Genomic DNA, 19,047 nt, shown 5'->3' on the forward strand with positions numbered 1-19,047 from the left:
CCATGCAACTCACCTCGCACGAATTCAAGCAGAATTCCGTCAAGGCGCTGGCCGACGTGCAGCTGCAAAAGGCGCTGCGCAATGTGGAGAAGAACTTCATCGAGAAGCGGGCGAAGGCGGCCGAAGCCCTGCCCGAATTCGATGCGCTGCGCGACAATGCAAAGGCGATCAAGGATCACACGCTCGCCCATCTCGACCTCTATCTTGAGGAATACGAGAAGCGGGTGACCGAATCCGGTGGTCACGTGCACTGGGCGGAAAATGCCGAGGATGCGCGCCGGATCATTCTCGAGATCTGCCGCAAGCGCAATGCGAAGACCGTCACCAAGGGCAAGTCGATGATCTCGGAAGAGATCCATCTCAACGACTACCTGAGCGAGCACGGCATCGAGCCCGTCGAGACCGATCTCGGCGAATACATCATCCAGTTGCGCGGCGAGCATCCCAGCCACATCATCGCGCCGGCGGTTCACCTGAACAAAGATCAGGTCGAAGCCGATTTCCGCCGTGTCCACACGCATCTGGATCTCGACCGCGACCTGACCGAACCGGTGACGCTGCTTGCCGAGGCACGTGCGGTGCTGCGCCAGCGCTATTTCCAGGCCGATGTCGGCATCACCGGCGCAAATTTCCTCGTCGCGGAAACGGGCTCCTCGGTCATCGTGACCAATGAGGGCAATGGCGACATGACGCAGACGCTCGGGCGCTGCCACGTCGTCGTCGCCTCGATCGAGAAGATCGTGCCGACGCTCGAAGACACGAGCCAGATCCTGCGGGTGCTCGCACGCTCGGCGACCGGCCAGGAAATGTCGGTCTACACCACCTTCTCCACCGGCCCGAAGCGCGCAGAAGACCCGGATGGTCCGGAGGAATACCACGTGGTGCTGCTGGACAATGGCCGCACCGCCATGCTCGGCACCGAATACCAGGAGATGCTGCGCTGCATCCGCTGCGGCGCCTGCATGAACCATTGCCCGGTCTATCACGCCGTCGGCGGCCATGCCTACGGCTCGGTCTATCCGGGACCGATGGGCGCGGTGCTGACCCCATCGCTCAACGGTATCGACAAGGCCGGCCATTTGCCGAATGCCTCCACCTTCTGCGGGCGCTGCGAATCCGTCTGTCCCATGCGCATCCCGCTGCCGAAGATGATGCGACACTGGCGGGAGGACGAGTTCGAGCGCCAATTGTCGCCGAAGCCCGCTCGCTTCGGCCTCGGGTTCTGGGCCTTTTTCGCCAAGCGGCCGGCGCTCTATCGTGCTGCCGTGTCGATCGCGATGCCAATCATCGCCAAGCTCGGCGGCGACCGCCACCGGCTGAAGAGCCTGCCGTTGGCATCCGGCTGGACGGTCCATCGGGACCTGCCGGCGCCGGAAGGCAAGACGTTCCAGCAGCAATACGCAGCGCGTGCAAAGGCTGAACACCATGGCTGATCAAGCAACCGCACGCGCCGGCATCCTCAACCGGATCCGCGCCGTCAACAGCCGCACGACGTCGGATGCGGACCGCCGCAAGGCGGTCTCGGAGCGTCTCGGCAATGCGCCGCTCGGCGTCGTTCCGCAACGCGGGCAACTGCCGAAGGACGCGCGGCAGGCGCTGTTCATCGAAAAGGCAGAGGCAGTGCAGGCGACCGTGGAAAGGGTATCAAGCTACGCCGCCCTGCCCGATTGCGTCGGACGGTACCTGCGCGAACGCAATCTCCCTGCGGCCATTCGCATCGGCAGCGATCCGCGTCTGCGCAGCGCGGATTGGCAGGCTGCCGCATCCTTGAGCGTGGTCGACGGGCCGAGCGACGGCCTGGACATGGCTGGTCTCAGCCACGCGATCGCCGGCGTGGCCGAAACCGGAACCGTCGTGCTCACAGCCGGTGCCGACAATCCCACCACGATCAACTTCCTGCCCGAATATCATCTCGTCGTCATCGATAGCGCCGATATTGAAGGCGACATGGAGGCGGTGTGGCGGCGGGTGCGTCAGATGTTCGGCAAGGGCAAGATGAGCCGCGTCGTCAACTTCGTCACGGGACCGTCGCGGTCGGCCGACATCGAGCAGACGCTGCTTCTCGGCGCCCATGGCCCGCGCGCGCTGCACATCATCGTGGTTGATTCCGGCGGCTGACGATGGGGATCGAGCTCGGAGAAGCCCGTGCGCCCGATGGTCTTCGCATCTACGCCATCGGCGATGTTCACGGCTATGCGGATCTCCTTCGTGCCATGCACCGGCGCATCGACGAGGATCTGCGGTTTCGGCCCGCGAAAGACTGGCGGATCGTCCATGTCGGCGACTATGTCGACCGAGGGCCGGATTCGAAGGGCGTACTCGATTTTCTCATCGGTCGCATGGCACAGGATGCCCGCATCATCGCGCTTCGCGGCAATCACGACCAGGCGATGCTCGACTTTCTCAGCGAGCCCGACCCTGCCAGCATGTTTGCCACCAATGGCGGCGAGGAGACGGCCCGCTCCTACGGTGTCACGCTCGCCACTGATGGCGATGACGTCTTTCTCGCCAGCGCCGATCAGTTCATCAACGCGCTGCCGTCGATGCACCGACGCTTTCTCGAGCAGAGACCCTATTCGGTGTCCTTTGGCGATTTCTTCTTCTGCCACGCGGGTATCAAGCCCATGGTGCCGCTGGAAGCGCAGACACCCGACACACTCATGTGGATCCGCCGCGAGTTTCTCTCTTACGAGGGGCTGCATCCAAAAATCGTCGTCCATGGCCATACGCCGCAGGAGGAAGCTGACCTGCGGCCAAACCGGATCAACATCGATACCGGCGTCTATGTGCGCGAGAAACTGACCGCGCTGATCCTCGAAGGTGACGCAAAGAGCATCTACACCGTGCATCGCGCCAAGGGTGAACCCGGAGGCTGACATGCCGCTCCAGAATCGGGTCGATCCGTTCGGCGCGATCCATGCTCATTCGGCGCGGGGCCTTTTCATGGGCAATCGCGGCGGCCGGATCCACGATCCGGCGACACGCACGCTGACGAAGCGTCGCTATGCGTCGAGAGCCTGGATCATCTGTCTTGGCGACTTCAAGGGTCGAAGCCGGATTGTCATGGGCGAGAGTTACACAGAGCTCTTCTTTCTCGACGAAGCGACCGCGCTGGCGTCCGGCCATCGACCCTGCTTCGAATGCCAGCGCGCCCGCGCTATCGAGTTCTCCCGCTTTTTTGCGGCGGGCAACGGGCTGGCGGCGATGAAAGCGCCGGATATCGACGCTATACTTCACAGCGAGCGGCTCGACGCAAATGTGCGTCGTCGCTTGCCGCTGCGGGATATGCACTTTTTGCCGGACGGCAGCTTCCTCGACGTGTCGGGATACCCGTGTCTGGTTCTGGGAGGTAAGCTCCTTGGGTGGTCATTCGATGGATACCACGATAATCCAGCCCCGCACGCAAGCGATGGCGTGATCCTGACGCCGCCGTCGACGCTTCGAGCGCTTGAGGCCGGCTACCGACCGGTGATCCACCCAACGGGTCTGTCGCACGGCACTTGAGTTCGCGGCGCGCCTCATGCATGGCGTTGGGATGCGCGCCAATTTCAGACTGCAACGCCTCTTCGTCGAAGCTGCCCTCGCCAACCAGCAAACCGTGCCGCTCGACAAGGACCAGACGAATTATCTCTTGAACGTGCTTCGCCTCAGCGAAGGCGCGGAAGTGCTCGTCTTCAACGGGCGTGACGGCGAATGGCTATGCACGCTGACCCAGCCTGCGAAGAAGCGCGTGGAGATCGTGCCCGTCGAGCAGGTGCGCCCCCAGCCTGCACCGCTCGACCTGCACTATCTTTTCGCGCCGCTGAAGCAGGGGCGGCTCGATTACATGGTGCAGAAGGCGGTGGAGATGGGTGCCGGCATTCTACAGCCGGTTTTGACGCAGCATACGCAGGTTCACCGCGTCAATGTGGAGCGTCTGGCGGCCAATGCGCGCGAAGCGGCCGAGCAGTGCGGCATCCTCGCCATTCCGCAGGTTCGCGAACCGCTGAAGCTTGAGCCGCTGCTCACCGGCTGGGACCATGAGCGCCGGATCGTCTTCTGCGATGAAGGAGCCGAGACGCAAAATCCCGTCGCGGCGCTCAGCGCGATCACGGAGACGCAGCTGGCGCTGCTCGTCGGGCCGGAAGGCGGGTTCTCGGAAGATGAGCGCCGCAGGCTGCACGCTCTTCCCTTCGTGACCGCCATTCCGCTGGGGCCACGGATCCTGAGGGCGGACACCGCTGCCGTCGCTGCGCTCGCGGTGCTGCAGGCGACGATCGGCGATTGGCGCTGAGTCCAAATCCGTACGAAAGGCCTATCCCTCTTTCCATCCGTTGACAGCGGGTTCAATGATTTTTGCTTGCGCACCGCGCGCCTTCTGGTTCAAGCAGCGAGCATCCCGCTCGGCAAGATCGGGCCGGCCCAGATAAAACATCCGCAGAGAGCTTCATGGCACGCGACACGACTGACCTGACGCCGATCGCCTCCAAGGCCGAGCTCATCTCCCATCTCGCAGACGGATCGAAGCCGGAAACCGATTTCCGCATCGGCACCGAGCACGAGAAATTCCCCTTCTTCATCGATGGCAACACGCCCGTTCCCTATGAGGGCGAGCGCTCGATCAAGGCGCTGCTCGACGGCATGACCCGGATGCTGGGCTGGGAGCCCATCATCGATGCCGGCAAGATCATCGGTCTCGTCGAGCCGACCGGCCAGGGCGCGATCTCGCTCGAACCTGGCGGCCAGTTCGAACTCTCCGGCGCGCCGCTCGAAACCATCCACCAGACCTGCCGGGAATCGAACGCGCATCTGGCGCAGCTGCGCGAGATCGCCGAACCGCTCGGCATCCGCTTTCTCGGCCTTGGCGGCAGCCCGAAATGGTCGCTGGCCGAGACGCCGCGTATGCCGAAATCGCGCTACGACATCATGACGAACTACATGCCGAAGGTCGGCAAGCAGGGTCTCGACATGATGTACCGGACCTGCACGATCCAGGTGAACCTTGATTTTTCGAGCGAGACCGACATGCGCCGCAAGATGCAGGTCTCGACCAAGCTTCAGCCCATCGCGACGGCGCTCTTCGCCAACTCGCCCTTCACCGAAGGTAAGCCGAACGGTTTCCTGTCCTGGCGTGGCGACATCTGGCGGGATACGGACAATCAGCGTGCGGGGCTCCTGCCCTTCATCTTCGAGCCGGGCTTCAGCTTCGAGCATTATGTGGACTGGGCACTCGACGTTCCGATGTATTTCGTGACGCGCAACGGCGTCTATCACGACTGCACACACGTCACGTTCCGACAGTTCATGGATGGCGCTCTGAAGGACGAGCTGCCGGATGGCCTGCCGACGATGGGCGACTGGGCAAACCACCTCTCCACGCTGTTCCCGGATGTGCGGCTGAAGCGCTTCCTCGAAATGCGCGGTGCCGATGGCGGCCCGTGGCGCAACATCTGCGCCCTGCCCGCTTTCTGGGTCGGCCTGATCTATGATGGCGGAGCGCTCGATGCGGCGGAACAGCTGACGAAAAGCTGGACGTTCGAACAGGTCCACGCACTGCGCGACGCAGTACCGGTCCAGGGTCTCGCTGCGGAGATCGACGGACGTTCGCTGCACCAGCTTTCCCGCGACCTGCTCGACATTGCCCGCAAGGGACTTCAATCCCGCGCCCGCCTCAACGACGAAGGCAATGACGAGAGCCATTTCCTTGCGCCGCTGGAAGAGGTCGTCGCGCGTGGCGAAACGGCGGCGGGGCAGATGCTGTCGCTCTACAAGGGACGGTGGAATGGCTCGGTGGAGCCGGTCTTCGACGAATACGCCTACTGACGCCTCGGCCGTTTCGGCGTGAGCGCTTTCGGCCTATAGTTCCTGCCAAGCAGATGTTTGGGAGGACGACCGCCGATGATGCCGATCTACGACATGATGCAGCAGGCCGCCAACGGCCATGCCACCGCAGAGATGGCCCGCCGATTCGGCCTTTCGGAAGCGCAGGTCGCGCAGGCGATGGCGGCGCTCGCGCCCGCGTTCTCGGCGGGACTGAAGCGCAATACCGCCGGATCCGCACCGATGGCATCCTTTCTGTCAGCGCTCGCCGATGGTCACCATCGACGTTATTTCGAGGACGTGCAGGCTGCGTTCACGCCGCAGGGCGTGCAGGAAGGCAACGGCATCCTCGGCCATATTTTCGGGTCCAAGGATCTCAGCCGCCGGGTTGCGGAGCAGGCGGCATCGGCGACCGGCATTGGCCAGGACATCTTCAAGCAGATGCTGCCCGTGCTCGCCTCCATGGTTATGGGCGGGCTCTACACCCAGGCGAACGAGCAGATGGCGCGCGCGCAAGGCCAGATATCATCCGGCCCCGACGTCTTCGGCGACATGCTGAAACAGATGATCCGCTACCAGGCGGCTGGGCGGGACGACCTGCCGGAACCGACGCCACAGCCGAAGTCGCCCTTCGACAACCCGGTGTTCGGCAATTTCAACGACATGATGGACACGATGTTCGGCCAGTATCGGACATCGGACACCGAGCCGCCGCCGGAAGCAGACGAACCGCCACCTGAGCAGAAGCCTGGCGACCAGAAGACTACGCTGGACGGTTTGTTCGGCCAGATGTTCGATGCGGGACGCGAGGTACAGACCGGCTACGCCAAGTCCATGGACAAGATCTTCGACCAATATCTGGATGGCATGAAGCGCCAGACCTGATGGTCAAGCCTAAAACGACGCATGCCCCGCTCGGTGCGGGGCATGCGCTGTGCACGGTTCTCGGGGCAACGAGAGCACCGCACTGGACGGATGGGGCAGGCCGTCCGTCAAACGTCACGCCCGCGAGCGGATGCGCGTGCGCCGCTGCCACGCCGAGCGCGACAGATGCTGCGACGGGTCGTCGTACCAGGGACGCTCGAGCGAATTCAGGAGATCGCCGCGCGTGAGGCCGATATCGGCCAGTTGCTCCTCGGTGAAGTCCTCCAGATACATGACCTGTTTGCGATTTCGCAGCGCGCGGAACACGGCAAGAAGACGGTGTGCCAGCGCTTTCAGAACCACCGAAGTTGTGATCCGTGCGGGGGCGATATCGAGATCGGGGCGGGTTTCGATCGTCTTCATGGCAGTGCTCCTTCGCGCCGGTTTCCAGCCGGCGACCGATGATGGAGAGCAGTTTCCGTTCGGGCAGCGTGTGCTCTCTTGACGTGCCCGGTCCGCTTGCTCGAGGCCGCAGAAATCCGCCCGACGCGGAGCCATTCTTGAAATGGACCCCGTCGGTTGTGGCGGCTTTCCGTGATCACGAGTGTGAACGCTGAGAGTGATCGCAGAATCGCATTGATCGTTCCAGCGAATGTTTCTAATGATAAGCATCAATCTTTATGATGCGGACGACGCCCATGCCGGCCCCCCTCGATATCGATCAGCTCAAGACCTTCGCTGCCATCGTCGATGCAGGTTCCTTCACCCGCGCGGCCGACAGCGTTCACAAGACGCAGTCGGCCGTTTCCATGCAGATGCGCAGGCTGGAGGAGCGGATCGGCAAGCCGCTCTTCGTCAAGGACGGGCGCACCAACCGCCTGACGGAAGACGGCGAGAAGCTGATCATCTATGCGCGCCGTATGCTGCGGCTGAATGAGGAGACGCTTGCCGCGTTCGACGAGAACCGCCTGGAAGGTTTGCTCAGGATCGGCACGCCGGACGATTACGCCGACCGTTTCCTGCCGGAGATCATCGCGCGTTTCGCCAAGTCAAACCCGAATGTCGAACTCTATATCGTGTGTGAATCCTCCAATGATCTCGGAGAGAAGATGGCGCGCGGCGAGCTCGACATCGCGTTGGTGACGCACAATCCGCGCGTCCGCCAATCGGAGGTGGTGCGTACCGAACCGCTTCACTGGGTGTCTTCGGCCAACCACACGGCGCATGAGACGACGCCGCTGCCGCTTGCCGTCGGACGGCGCAATTGCCAGTGGCGCCAGCTTGCCTGCTCGGCACTCGATTCGGTCAATCGCGAGTATCAGATCCTGTTCACCAGCTGGTCCTCGACCGTTGTCGCCTCTGCGGTACTCGCAGGTCTTGCCGTATCGCTTCTGCCCGAAGCGGCACTTCGGCCTGGCATGCGTATCCTCTCGCCGGCGGACGGTTTCCCCCCGCTGGCGCCCGCACAGATCGGCATCATGCGCCGGCCCGGCGTTCCGGCATCGCTGATGAACGCGATCAGCCAGCACATTTCGGCAAGCCTCGACAACATCACGCCGATGCCGCTCGCCGCCATGGAGGAGAGCGACCAGGGCTTCGTGCAGATGCGCCCGCGCCAGCGCAATGGACATCTGATGCCGGGCTGGTAGGCGTCGACGCTTGACCCTCTCGAAGCAACCGGGCGCAATGGTGCGATGAGCGACTTTTTCGATATCGATTCTCCGACGGCATCTCAGGCCGTGACGAATCTCACCGAATTCACCGTCAGCGAGATCTCAGGCTCGATCAAACGCACGGTCGAGGATGCGTTCGGCCATGTGCGCGTGCGCGGTGAAATTTCCGGCTATCGCGGTCCGCACTCTTCGGGCCACGCCTATTTCTCGCTGAAGGACGATCGTTCGCGCATCGAGGCCGTGATTTGGCGCACCTCTTTCGCCAAGCTTCGCTTCAAGCCCGAGGAAGGCATGGAGGTGATCGCGACGGGCAAGGTCACGACCTATCCCGGCTCGTCGAAATATCAGATCGTGATCGAGGCGCTGGAGCCCGCCGGGGCCGGCGCGCTGATGGCGCTTCTGGAAGAGCGCCGGCGCAAGCTTGCCGCCGAAGGGCTGTTCGAGGATGCGCGCAAGCGTGCCTTGCCCTTGATGCCGATGACCATCGGCGTCGTGACATCGCCGACGGGTGCCGTCATCCGTGATATTCTGCACCGCATCCGTGACCGCTTCCCCGTGCATGTGCTCGTCTGGCCGGTGCGGGTTCAGGGCGAGACCACGGGCATGGAAGTCTCCAACGCGATCGCCGGCTTCAACGCGCTGCCGGCCGGTGGTTCCATCCCGCGGCCCGATGTCCTGATCGTCGCCCGTGGCGGCGGCAGCCTTGAAGACCTCTGGGGGTTCAACGACGAGATCGTCGTGCGCGCGGCCGCGAGTTCCAGCATTCCCTTGATTTCAGCAGTCGGTCACGAGACGGATTGGACGCTGATCGATCATGCGGCCGACCGCCGTGCACCGACGCCGACCGGCGCTGCGGAAATGGCCGTGCCGGTCAGGGCAGATCTCGAGGCCGGGCTCGCTCAGCTTTCGGCGAGGCTTTCGGGCTGCATGTCGCGTCACCTCGACCAACGGCGGCAGGTGCTGCGGCAGACGGCGCGCGCCCTGCCCTCGATCGACACGCTGTTTGCGCTGCCCCGGCGGCACTTCGACGAGGTGTCGGCGAAGCTCGGTCGGGCTTTGGAACTGAACACCTTGAACAAGCGCCGGGCCTTCGAGGCGCGGGCAAGCCGGCTGACACCGACGACGCTCGACGCCCGCATCAAGGATCGACGCCAACGGGTTATGGATCTCATCATCCGGGGCGAGCGCATCGTGGAGCGCCGGCTCGATCGGACGCGCTCGGGCCTGACAAGGATCGAAGCCCAGCTCAGCCTCCGCCCCATCGAATTGCGCATCGAACGGTTGTCCGAGACGATGGCTACCCGGCAGGAGCGTGCCGACAGGGCGATGGCGCGGCGGCTCGAGCGCCTGCGCGGCCAGATGGTCGAGCAGTCGCGCGTGCTCGGCTCGCTCAATCCGGACAATGTGCTGAGGCGCGGCTATGCGATCGTGCGCGATGAAACCGGGCAAGCCCTGTCGCTTGCGGAACAGATTGGATCCGGCCAGCGCCTGTCGCTGAAATTTGCCGATGGGATTGTGGATGCGCTCGCCTTGGACGGCTCAGCGCCGAGGAAGCTGGTCAGAAAAGCGCCTGCATCCGAGGGCGAAGGGGTCAAGCCGAAACAGGGATCGCTGTTCTAGCGGTTCCCGCGACCGGACCCGTTCCCCTCAATGCGCGGCGGGTGCTTCCTTCTTGCCGCGAAACGCATTCGCGATCGGCGTGAGCACGCGCGTGACCACCGGCACCAGCAGCAAGCCAAGAGCGAGACCGAACACGCCGTCCAGCGCTGCAGTGACGATCCAGGTGACCGCGCCTTCAGCCGCCGGCACGAGCGCGCCCGCGCCATGCGCGATGTCGTGGATGACATGGCTGAGCGCGCCGAACCCAAACACTTCGAGCCCGTGAAGCACGATCGAGCCGCCGACCCACAGCATGGCGGCAGTACCGATGGTGGAGATCGCCGTCATCACGCTCGGCATGCCCTTGACGATGCCGCGCCCGACGGATCGGGTCACCCCGAGCCTGCCGACCTGCGCAAGCTTCAACCCGAAATCGTCGGCCTTCACGAGGAGTGCTACGGCGCCATAGACGAGTACGGTAATGCCGATGGCGACAAGCGCAAGCACCACGCCACGCGAAAGGACGCCTTGTGCTTCGATCGCCGCGAGCGCGATCGTCATGATTTCAGCAGACAGGATGAAGTCGGTCTTGATGGCGCCCGCCACGCGCTCTTTCTCGAGATGTGCGGCATCGATCGTCTCAGCGTGTTCCGTCCTCTCTTCATGCGGCGCGAAGAGATGCAGGATTTTTTCGGCGCCCTCGAAGCAGAGATAAGCGCCGCCCAACATGAGCAGTGGCGTGATCAGCCACGGCGCGAACGTGTCGAGCAGCAGCGCTGCCGGCAGCAGGATGACCAGCTTGTTGAAGATCGATCCGCGCGCGATTTGCCAGACGATGGGCAGTTCACGGGCGGCCGGAAGGTCCTGGACGTATTTTGGCGTAACCGCCGCGTCATCCACGACGACGCCGAGCGACTTCGCTCCGGCCTTTGCCGTATCGTCGATCACGGCGCCGGCGACCTTGACGCCGACGCGCGATGCCTGCGCGGTGATGTCATCCAATTGCGCCGCCGCAAGCTTGGTCAGCGCTGCGACGTCATCGAGAAGTGCCAGCAAACCGCTCATTTGCGTCTCACGGATGGTGAAATTGAAGGTCAGAAACAGGTGAAATCTAACCTATAAGTCCGGCGACGCCAGAGCGTTCCTGACAACGACATTTTGTATGCCGCGAGCTTCCCCTCTTTCGCCGCGTTGGGGGCATCGATAGGCTTGAGGCAAATGAATAGTGGAGCCGACTGCGAAATGACGATGATTGCGACGCCTTATCTGCTTTTTCTCGGTGATGCCGCCGATCCTCTTGCGGCGAAGGTTGCCCAGGGCATCCGCGACTGGCGGCCGGATTATGCGATCGGACAATTTCGGCTGCCCGGCTGCAAGGCGGACATGCGCCTGCCCGACATGACGATCGAGCAAGCTGTGGCGGCTGGCGTGAAGACACTGGTCGTCGGCGTCGCCAACCGCGGCGGCGTGATCTCAAAGGACTGGATCGCGGTTCTGGTCCAGGCGCTCGAAGCCGGCCTCGACGTCGCTTCCGGGCTCCACAATCTTTTGACGGACGAACCGGAACTGGTGCGCGCTGCCGAAGCGAACGGGCGCTCACTGCACGACGTGCGTGTGCCGAGCGTCGACTATCCGATCGCGAATGGCGACCGCAGGAAGGGCAAGCGGTGCCTCGCTGTGGGCACCGATTGTTCGGTCGGCAAGATGTACACCGCGCTCGCTATGGAGCGTGAAATGACGGCGCGAGGCCGGAAGGCGACGTTCCGTGCCACCGGCCAGACCGGCATCCTCATCACCGGTGACGGCGTTCCGCTCGATGCTGTCGTCGCCGATTTCATGGCGGGCAGCGTCGAATGGCTGACGCCCGACAATGATCCGGACCATTGGGATCTGATCGAAGGTCAGGGCAGCCTCTTCCACGCGTCCTATTCGGGCGTGACGCTGGCGCTGATCCACGGCGGCCAGCCGGACGCGCTCGTGCTCTGCCACGAACCGACGCGCACCCATATGCGCGGCCTGCCCTCCTACACGCTGCCATCGCTGGAGGATCTGCGCGACACTGCCTTGAAAATGGCCCGCATCGTCAATCCCGGCTGCGTCGTTACGGGCATATCGATCAATACGGCTGCGCTCGGTGAAGACGAAGCCCGCCGGCTTCTGGATGACATCGAAGCGCGGATGGGCCTTCCCACCGTCGATCCCTATCGTCACGGCGCAGCCCGGCTCGTCGAAGCGCTGGTCTGAGCGATGATCAAGCTCGACGTTACCGAAGATGTCTTCGCGCTGAAGGACGTCTTCACCATTTCCCGTGGCTCGCGCACCCATGCGCGCGTCGTCACCGTGAAGCTCACCGATGGCGATCTGATGGGCTGGGGCGAGTGCGTCCCTTATGCTCGCTATGGCGAGACCGTCGAAGGCGTGATTGCGGAAATTCGGCACCTTGCCGATGCGATCGCCTCAGGAGGCATCGACCGGCAAAGCCTTCAGGAGCGCCTGCCCGCAGGCGCTGCCCGCAACGCGCTCGATTGCGCGTTCTGGGATCTCGAAGCCAAGCGCGCCGGACGGCCGGTTCACGAATTGGCGGGGCTGTCGGCGCCGACGGCGCTTCAGACCGCCTATACCTTGTCGCTGGCCGAGCCTGAAACGATGCGTCGGAAGGCGGAGGAGAATGCTGCTCGGCCCCTGCTCAAGCTGAAGCTCGGCGGCGAGAACGACATCGCGCGGCTCGAAGCGGTGCGCGCCGGCGCGCCTCAAGCGGCGATCATCGTCGACGCGAACGAAGGTTGGACGGCGGAGCTCTATTCGGAAATCGCGCCCTACCTCCTGAAGCTGGGCGTGGCGATGGTCGAACAGCCCCTGCCTGCCGGGCAGGACGCCATGCTCGGCGAAATCGAGCGCCCCCTGCCCGTCTGTGCCGACGAAAGCTGCCACGACCGCGCCTCGCTCGCCGAGCTTAAAGGGCGATACGACATGGTGAACATCAAGCTCGACAAGACGGGCGGCCTGACCGAAGCGTTGGGTTTGCGCGAGGATGCGCGTGCGCAAGGCTTCTCGCTGATGGTCGGGTGTATGGTGGGTTCATCCCTTGCAATGGCGCCCGCTCTTCTTGTGGCGCAAGGGGCCGAGCTTGTCGATCTCGACGGGCCTCTTCTGCTTGCCGAAGACCGCGAACATGCAATGCATTACGAAGGCTCAATGGTCTGGGCGGCGCCGCCTGCTCTCTGGGGATAATATTGCGCCGGAGAGCCTGTCCACAGCACGATCATGGTGCGACGCAGCAATATTGAGCGAAATGATCTTGCGGCAACCAGTCGGCGCAATTTTGTTGCGCTGTCTTTACGGTTTGATCATCCAGTCAAAAAAAGCGAGAGGCTCACGTTGCAATTCGGTTCGGATTGACGTTTGCTCCTCAGCAGAACCCAACCTGATGGCCGTTTTCTCCACCAATTCGGATCGGTTCAGGCGTTCAAAAGAAAACTTCCTTCAAAACCAGTTCCAGGGGAACGCTATTATGAGTCACCTCAAGACGCTTTTGGCTACGACGATGCTCGTGGCCTGCTTCGGAGCGGCTGCGCAGGCCAAGACGCTCGTTTATTGCTCGGAAGGCTCGCCGGAAGGCTTCGACCCCGCGCTCTACACGTCCGGCACGACCTTCGACGCTTCCGCGCACCCGATCTACAACCGCCTCTTGGAGTTCAAGAAGGGCACGACCGAGACCGAGCCCGGCCTTGCCGAAAGCTATGAAGTCTCCGAAGACGGCTTGGAATACACCTTCAAGCTTCGTGAAGGCGTCAAGTTTCATTCCAGCGACAGCTTCACGCCCACCCGCGACCTGAACGCCGATGACGTGATCTTCTCGTTCGATCGCCAGGGCAATTCGGAAAATTCCTACAACGCCTATGTTTCGGGCGCTTCGTGGGAATACTACAACTCCATGTCGATGCCTGACCTCGTCGCTTCGATCGAAAAGGTCGACGATCTGACGGTCAAGTTCACGCTGACGGCACCGAACGCACCGTTCCTCGCAAACCTCGCGATGCCGTTCGCTTCGATCATGTCGAAGGAATATGCCGACCAGTTGGAAGCAGCCGGCACGCCCGAGCAGCTCAACCAGGCGCCGATCGGCACCGGTCCGTTCCAGTTCGTCGCCTATCAGGCCGATGCCGCCATCCGTTATTCGTCCTTCGACGATTACTGGGCCGGCGTAGAGCCGATCGACGATCTGGTCTTCGCGATCACGACGGACGCTTCGGTTCGCCAGCAGCGTCTGGCCGCGGGCGAGTGCCACATCATGGCCTTCCCGAACCCGGCAGACCTCGAGAGCCTGCAGCAGAACCCCGACCTGACCGTCATGGAACAGGAAGGCCTGAACGTCGGCTACTTCGCCTACAACACGACGCAGGAGCCCTTCGATCGTCCTGAAGTGCGCCGCGCGCTGAACATGGCGATCAACAAGCAGGCGATCATCGACGCCGTCTACCAGGGCGCCGGCACCGTCGCCAAGGCACCGATCCCGCCGACAATGTGGTCCTACAACGACAACCTCGTCGACGACGAATACGATCCGGAAGCTGCCCGCGCTGCTCTCGAAGAGGCCGGCGTCACCAATCTTTCCATGAAGATCTGGGCGATGCCCGTATCGCGTCCGTACAACCCGAACGCACGCCGCATGGCCGAACTGATGCAGGCCGACTTCGATGCGATCGGCGTCGACGTCGAGATCGTGTCCTACGAGTGGGGCGAGTATCTGGAGCGTTCTTCGGCTGAAGACCGCGATGGTGCCGTGCTTCTCGGCTGGACTGGCGACAACGGCGATCCGGACAACTTCCTGGCCGTTCTGCTCGGCTGCGATGCTGTCGGCGGTGCCAACCGTGCTCAGTGGTGCAACGAGGAATTCGATGCGCTCGTCCAGGAAGCCAAGACGCTTCCGACCCAGGAAGAGCGTGCGGAGCTCTACACGCAGGCTCAGGAAATCTTCAAGCAGGAAGCTCCCTGGGCAACGATCGCTCACTCGGTCGTCTACGTTCCGATGCGCAGCGAAGTCACCGGCTTCGTTCAGAGCCCGCTCGGCGACATGACGTTCGACGGCGTCGACATCGCCGAATAAAGTCTGTTCAAAGACAGGGAGCCGGGGGCGGTGATGAGCCGCTCCCGGTTTTTGCCATGTTAAGGTTCTTTCTCTCACGACTGGCGCTGATCATCCCGACCTTCATCGGGGTTTCGATCATCTCGTTCGCGTTCATCCGCCTGCTGCCCGGCGATCCGATCATGCTGCTTGCCGGCGAGCGCGGCATGAGCGCGGAGCGCTACGCGCAGCTGAGCGCTGAAATGGGCTTCGACCGACCGTTGGTCGCTCAGTATTTCGACTATCTCATGGGCATCCTGCAGGGCGATCTCGGCACCTCGATCGTGACGCGCCGGCCGGTGCTCGACGAATTCTTCACGCTGTTTCCGGCCACGATCGAGCTTGCGTTCTGCGCCATCGTTCTGGCAACGGCGCTCGGTATCCCGCTTGGCGTGCTTGCAGCGGTCAAGCGCGGCACCTGGATCGACCAGACCGTCATGGGCACGGCTCTCGTCGGCTATTCCATGCCGATCTTCTGGTGGGGGCTGCTGCTCATCATCTTTTTCTCCGGAACGCTCGGCTGGACACCGGTTTCGGGCCGTATCTCGCTTCTCTATTTCTTCCCGCCCGTCACCGGCTTCATGTTGATCGACAGCCTTCTGTCGGGACAAGCCGGTGCTTTCCGCTCGGCTCTCAGCCATCTGATCCTGCCGACGATCGTGCTCGCCACCATTCCGCTTGCCGTGATTGCGCGCCAGACGCGCTCCGCCATGCTGGAGGTTCTCGGCGAGGATTATGTGCGGACCGCGCGCTCCAAGGGCCTGTCGCCACGGCGCGTCATCGGGCTCCATGCGCTTCGCAACGCCATGATCCCGGTCGTCACCACGATCGGCCTTCAGGTCGGTGTGCTGCTTGCCGGCGCGATCCTGACGGAAACCATCTTCTCCTGGCCCGGCATCGGCAAGTGGATGGTCGATTCGGTCTTCCGGCGCGACTACGCCGTGGTCCAGGGCGGTCTCCTGCTGATTGCCATCATCATCATGTTCGTCAATCTTCTCGTCGACATGCTCTACGGGCTGATAAACCCGCGAATCCGGCACTAGGAAGCGGCCATGTCCCATATCGAAGCAGAAAAATCCGCCATCGACGAACGGACCGAGGCGGAAGTGCCCGAAACCGCAACGAAGCCACGGTCCGGCCTTTCGGAGTTCTGGTACTATTTCAGCCAGAACAAGGGCGCCGTCATCGGTCTCGTGATCTTCCTGATCATCGTCGCGATCGCCGTGTTCGCGCCGCTGCTGGCGCCGCATGCGCCGACGATCCAAAACCGCGATGCATTGCTCATTCCGCCCATGTGGGAGGAAGGCGGCCGGAGTGCTTATATTCTCGGCACGGATCCCGTTGGTCGCGATGTGCTTTCGAGGCTCATGTATGGCGCGCGATTCTCGCTGTTCATCGGCGTGGTCGTCGTCGTCCTATCCGTAACGAGCGGCGTGCTGCTCGGCCTGATCGCGGGCTTTTTCCGCGGCTGGATCGACACGGTGATCATGCGCGTCATGGACGTGATCCTCGCCTTCCCGTCGCTTCTTCTCGCCCTGGTGCTCGTCGCCATTCTCGGCCCAGGGCTGACCAATGCGATGATCGCCATCGCGCTCGTGCTTCAACCCCATTTCGTGCGTTTGACGCGCGCTTCGGTGCTGGCCGAAAGCGAGCGGGAATATGTGACGTCCGCCCGCGTCGTTGGGGCAAGCCGCCTGCGGCTGATGTTCGTAACGATCCTGCCGAATTGCCTGGCGCCGCTGATCGTGCAAGCGACGCTCTCCTTCTCCAACGCAATCCTCGACGCCGCAGCGCTCGGCTTTCTCGGCATGGGGGCCCAGCCGCCGACACCGGAATGGGGCACGATGCTGGCGGAAGCCCGCGAGTTTATCCTGCGCGCCTGGTGGGTTGTCACCTTCCCGGGTCTTGCCATCCTGATCACGGTGCTCGCCATCAATCTGATGGGCGACGGCCTGCGCGATGCGCTCGACCCCAAGCTGAAGAGGTCCTGATGCCGCTTCTCGAACTGGAAAATCTGACCGTCACCTTCGACACGTCCTCTGGTCCCTTCAAGGCAGTGGATGGAGTAAGCCTCACCGTCGACGCCGGCGAGATCCTCTCGATCGTCGGCGAGTCTGGCTCAGGCAAATCCGTCTCGATGCTGGCGCTGATGGGGCTCCTGCCCTGGACGGCGAAGATCGAAGCGGATGTGATGCGCTTCGAAGGCAACGATCTCATCGGCATGTCGGCGCGTGAGCGGCGCAGGATCATCGGCAAGGATATCGCCATGATCTTCCAGGAGCCGATGTCGAGCCTCAATCCGTGCTTCACCGTCGGCTTCCAGATCGGCGAAATGCTGCGCAAGCACCTTGGGCTCGGCCGCAAGGAGCGGCGGCAGCGCTCTATCGAGCTTCTGGAACTGGTCGGCATCCCGGCTCCTGCGGAACGTCTCTCGGCTTTCCCGCACCAGCTTTCCGGCGGTATGAGCCAGCGCGTGATGATCGCCATGGCGCTGTCTTGCAATCCGAAGCTTCTGATTGCCGACGAGCCGACGACGGCGCTCGACGTGACCATCCAGGCTCAGATTCTCGATCTTCTCGTGCGGCTTCAGAAAGAGACCGACATGGGCCTGATCCTGATCACGCATGACATGGGCGTGGTCGCCGAGACCGCCGAGCGCGTGCAGGTGCAGTATGCTGGCCAAAAGGTGGAGGAGCAGCCGGTCAAGGAACTCTTCCGCGATCCGCATCATCCCTACACCGCCGCGCTTCTGGCCGCCCTTCCCGAGCGGGCGCGCGGCAACAAGCGCTTGCCATCCATCCCGGGGGTCGTGCCTGGCCCGAACGACCGGCCGCCGGCTTGCCTGTTCGAGCCGCGCTGCAGCTTTGCGACCGATCTTTGCCGCCGCACCGTGAAGCGCCAGCCGGCATCACTCGGGCTCGCGCTGTGCAATTACCCGCTCGTCGATGGCGTACCGCAAGGCCATCCGGCGCCTGCAGCAGCCTTGGCAGAACGGCAGGAGGAACTGATTTGAGTGAGATTGTCCTTCAGGGAACCGACCTGCACCGCCACTACGAGGTCAAGCGCGGCGCCTTCAGTTCACCGGCGACGGTCAAGGCGCTGAACGGCGTTTCATTCAGTCTCGAGGCAGGCAAGACGCTCGCCGTCGTCGGCGAATCCGGCTGCGGGAAATCGACGCTTGCCCGCCTCGTCACGATGATCGAGACGCCGACCGAGGGCGAGCTCAAGATCGACGGCATTCCCGTCACCGGGCCAACTGCAGAATTGCGCCGCAAGGTGCAAATCATCTTTCAGAACCCTTACGGCTCGCTCAATCCGCGCCAGAAGATCGGAGCGATTCTCGAGGAGCCGCTGAAAATCAACACCAGCGACGATTCAGCGACACGCCGCCGCAAGGCACATGAAATGCTGGCGCGTGTAGGATTGCGCGCCGAGCATTACGAGCGCTATCCGCACATGTTCTCCGGTGGTCAGCGCCAGCGCATCGCCATTGCGCGCGCGCTGATGCTCAACCCGAAGATCCTGGTTCTGGACGAACCGGTGTCTGCGCTCGACGTCTCCATCCAGGCGCAGGTGCTGAACATCCTGATGGATCTGCAGGACGAGCTTGGCCTCGCTTACCTTTTCATCAGCCACGATCTGTCGGTCGTGCGCCACATCGCCGACGACATTCTGGTGATGTATCTTGGCAAGCCCGTGGAATTCGGCACTGCGGAGCGCGTGTTCTCCGATCCGCAACATCCTTATACGGCGGCCCTGCTCTCGGCGACGCCGATGGCCGATCCCGAGCGGCAGAAGGAGCGCATTCCGCTGACGGGCGAATTGCCCTCCCCGCTCAATCCGCCGCCCGGCTGCCCGTTCAATCCGCGCTGCTGGCGCGCCGAAGACAAATGCCGGCGCGAGATGCCACCACTGATGCCGGTTGAAGGCCGGGATGCCGCTTGCTTCTTCCCGCTGTCGATGGAAAAAAGCGTCGCAGCCTAGAAC

General features: G+C 63.0%; 18 protein-coding genes. 16 read left to right on the forward strand and 2 right to left on the reverse strand.

Annotation, left to right across the window (positions count from 1 at the left end; translation table 11 throughout):
- Positions 1–2 precede the first annotated feature (2 nt).
- From PU133_RS13785 to PU133_RS13815, 7 genes are all read left to right on the forward strand, one after another.
- Entirely contained in the window at positions 3–1,433 is a 1,431-nt protein-coding gene (locus PU133_RS13785) for a LutB/LldF family L-lactate oxidation iron-sulfur protein (RefSeq protein ID WP_404862156.1), read from the forward strand.
- Positions 1,426–2,118, forward strand: a complete 693-nt coding sequence (locus tag PU133_RS13790; protein ID WP_404862157.1) for a lactate utilization protein C — start codon at positions 1,426–1,428, stop codon at positions 2,116–2,118. Before PU133_RS13785 ends, PU133_RS13790 begins: the two co-directional genes overlap by 8 nt.
- A gap of 2 nt (positions 2,119–2,120) precedes the next feature.
- Positions 2,121–2,876: a metallophosphoesterase family protein gene (locus PU133_RS13795; protein ID WP_404862158.1), complete on the forward strand. Its 756-nt coding sequence runs from the start codon at positions 2,121–2,123 to the stop codon at positions 2,874–2,876.
- Position 2,877: 1 nt separating this feature from the next.
- Complete coding sequence (locus PU133_RS13800) at positions 2,878–3,504, forward strand: hypothetical protein (protein ID WP_404862159.1); 627 nt, start codon at positions 2,878–2,880, stop codon at positions 3,502–3,504.
- 31 nt (positions 3,505–3,535) lie between these two features.
- Positions 3,536–4,273 (forward strand): 16S rRNA (uracil(1498)-N(3))-methyltransferase, encoded by a 738-nt coding sequence (locus PU133_RS13805; RefSeq protein WP_126010675.1) that lies wholly within the window; start codon positions 3,536–3,538, stop codon positions 4,271–4,273.
- Between the two features lie 155 nt (positions 4,274–4,428).
- Positions 4,429–5,802, forward strand: coding sequence for a glutamate--cysteine ligase (locus PU133_RS13810; protein WP_404862160.1), 1,374 nt, complete (start codon positions 4,429–4,431; stop codon positions 5,800–5,802).
- A 75-nt stretch (positions 5,803–5,877) separates the two neighbouring features.
- The gene (locus tag PU133_RS13815) at positions 5,878–6,684 is read left to right on the forward strand and encodes a DUF937 domain-containing protein (protein WP_404862161.1); all 807 of its coding nucleotides are present in this window, start codon (positions 5,878–5,880) and stop codon (positions 6,682–6,684) included.
- A 114-nt stretch (positions 6,685–6,798) separates the two neighbouring features.
- On the opposite strand, the gene PU133_RS13820 is transcribed toward PU133_RS13815, so the two are convergent.
- Positions 6,799–7,086, reverse strand: coding sequence for a DUF1127 domain-containing protein (locus PU133_RS13820; RefSeq protein WP_164527902.1), 288 nt, complete (start codon positions 7,084–7,086; stop codon positions 6,799–6,801).
- Positions 7,087–7,361: 275 nt separating this feature from the next.
- Between PU133_RS13820 and PU133_RS13825 the strand changes: the two genes are divergently transcribed.
- Together PU133_RS13825 and xseA are read left to right on the forward strand one after the other, a co-directional pair.
- Positions 7,362–8,312 carry a LysR substrate-binding domain-containing protein gene (locus PU133_RS13825; protein WP_126010679.1) on the forward strand — a complete coding sequence of 317 codons (951 nt, stop codon included), beginning with the start codon at positions 7,362–7,364 and terminating at the stop codon, positions 8,310–8,312.
- 45 nt (positions 8,313–8,357) lie between these two features.
- Positions 8,358–9,956, forward strand: coding sequence for an exodeoxyribonuclease VII large subunit (xseA, locus tag PU133_RS13830; RefSeq protein ID WP_404862162.1), 1,599 nt, complete (start codon positions 8,358–8,360; stop codon positions 9,954–9,956).
- Positions 9,957–9,983: 27 nt separating this feature from the next.
- Here the strand turns inward: xseA and PU133_RS13835 are convergent, their stop codons facing one another.
- Complete coding sequence (locus tag PU133_RS13835) at positions 9,984–11,000, reverse strand: DUF808 domain-containing protein (RefSeq protein ID WP_404862163.1); 1,017 nt, start codon at positions 10,998–11,000, stop codon at positions 9,984–9,986.
- Between the two features lie 183 nt (positions 11,001–11,183).
- Here PU133_RS13835 and dgcN point away from each other — a divergent pair, with 183 nt between their 5' ends.
- The 7 genes from dgcN to PU133_RS13870 all read left to right on the forward strand — a co-directional run bounded on the left by dgcN (position 11,184) and on the right by PU133_RS13870 (position 19,044).
- A complete protein-coding gene (gene dgcN / locus PU133_RS13840; protein WP_404864544.1) occupies positions 11,184–12,179 on the forward strand; it encodes an N-acetyltransferase DgcN in 996 nt (331 codons plus the stop codon).
- Positions 12,180–12,182: 3 nt separating this feature from the next.
- Positions 12,183–13,166: an N-acetyl-D-Glu racemase DgcA gene (dgcA, locus tag PU133_RS13845; RefSeq protein ID WP_404862164.1), complete on the forward strand. Its 984-nt coding sequence runs from the start codon at positions 12,183–12,185 to the stop codon at positions 13,164–13,166.
- 280 nt (positions 13,167–13,446) lie between these two features.
- Positions 13,447–15,042 (forward strand): ABC transporter substrate-binding protein, encoded by a 1,596-nt coding sequence (locus PU133_RS13850; protein WP_404862165.1) that lies wholly within the window; start codon positions 13,447–13,449, stop codon positions 15,040–15,042.
- A gap of 56 nt (positions 15,043–15,098) precedes the next feature.
- On the forward strand, positions 15,099–16,103 hold the full coding sequence (locus tag PU133_RS13855) for an ABC transporter permease subunit (RefSeq protein WP_404862166.1): 1,005 nt from the start codon (positions 15,099–15,101) through the stop codon (positions 16,101–16,103).
- 9 nt (positions 16,104–16,112) lie between these two features.
- Entirely contained in the window at positions 16,113–17,051 is a 939-nt protein-coding gene (locus PU133_RS13860) for an ABC transporter permease subunit (protein WP_404862167.1), read from the forward strand.
- On the forward strand, positions 17,051–18,073 hold the full coding sequence (locus PU133_RS13865) for an ABC transporter ATP-binding protein (RefSeq protein WP_126010685.1): 1,023 nt from the start codon (positions 17,051–17,053) through the stop codon (positions 18,071–18,073). The genes PU133_RS13860 and PU133_RS13865 overlap by 1 nt, the downstream gene beginning before the upstream one ends.
- Entirely contained in the window at positions 18,070–19,044 is a 975-nt protein-coding gene (locus tag PU133_RS13870; protein WP_126010686.1) for a peptide ABC transporter ATP-binding protein, read from the forward strand. The genes PU133_RS13865 and PU133_RS13870 overlap by 4 nt, the downstream gene beginning before the upstream one ends.
- The last annotated feature ends 3 nt before the right edge of the window (positions 19,045–19,047 follow it).

The organism is Georhizobium sp. MAB10 (assembly GCF_045012825.1).
Classification (GTDB): domain Bacteria; phylum Pseudomonadota; class Alphaproteobacteria; order Rhizobiales; family Rhizobiaceae; genus Georhizobium; species Georhizobium profundi.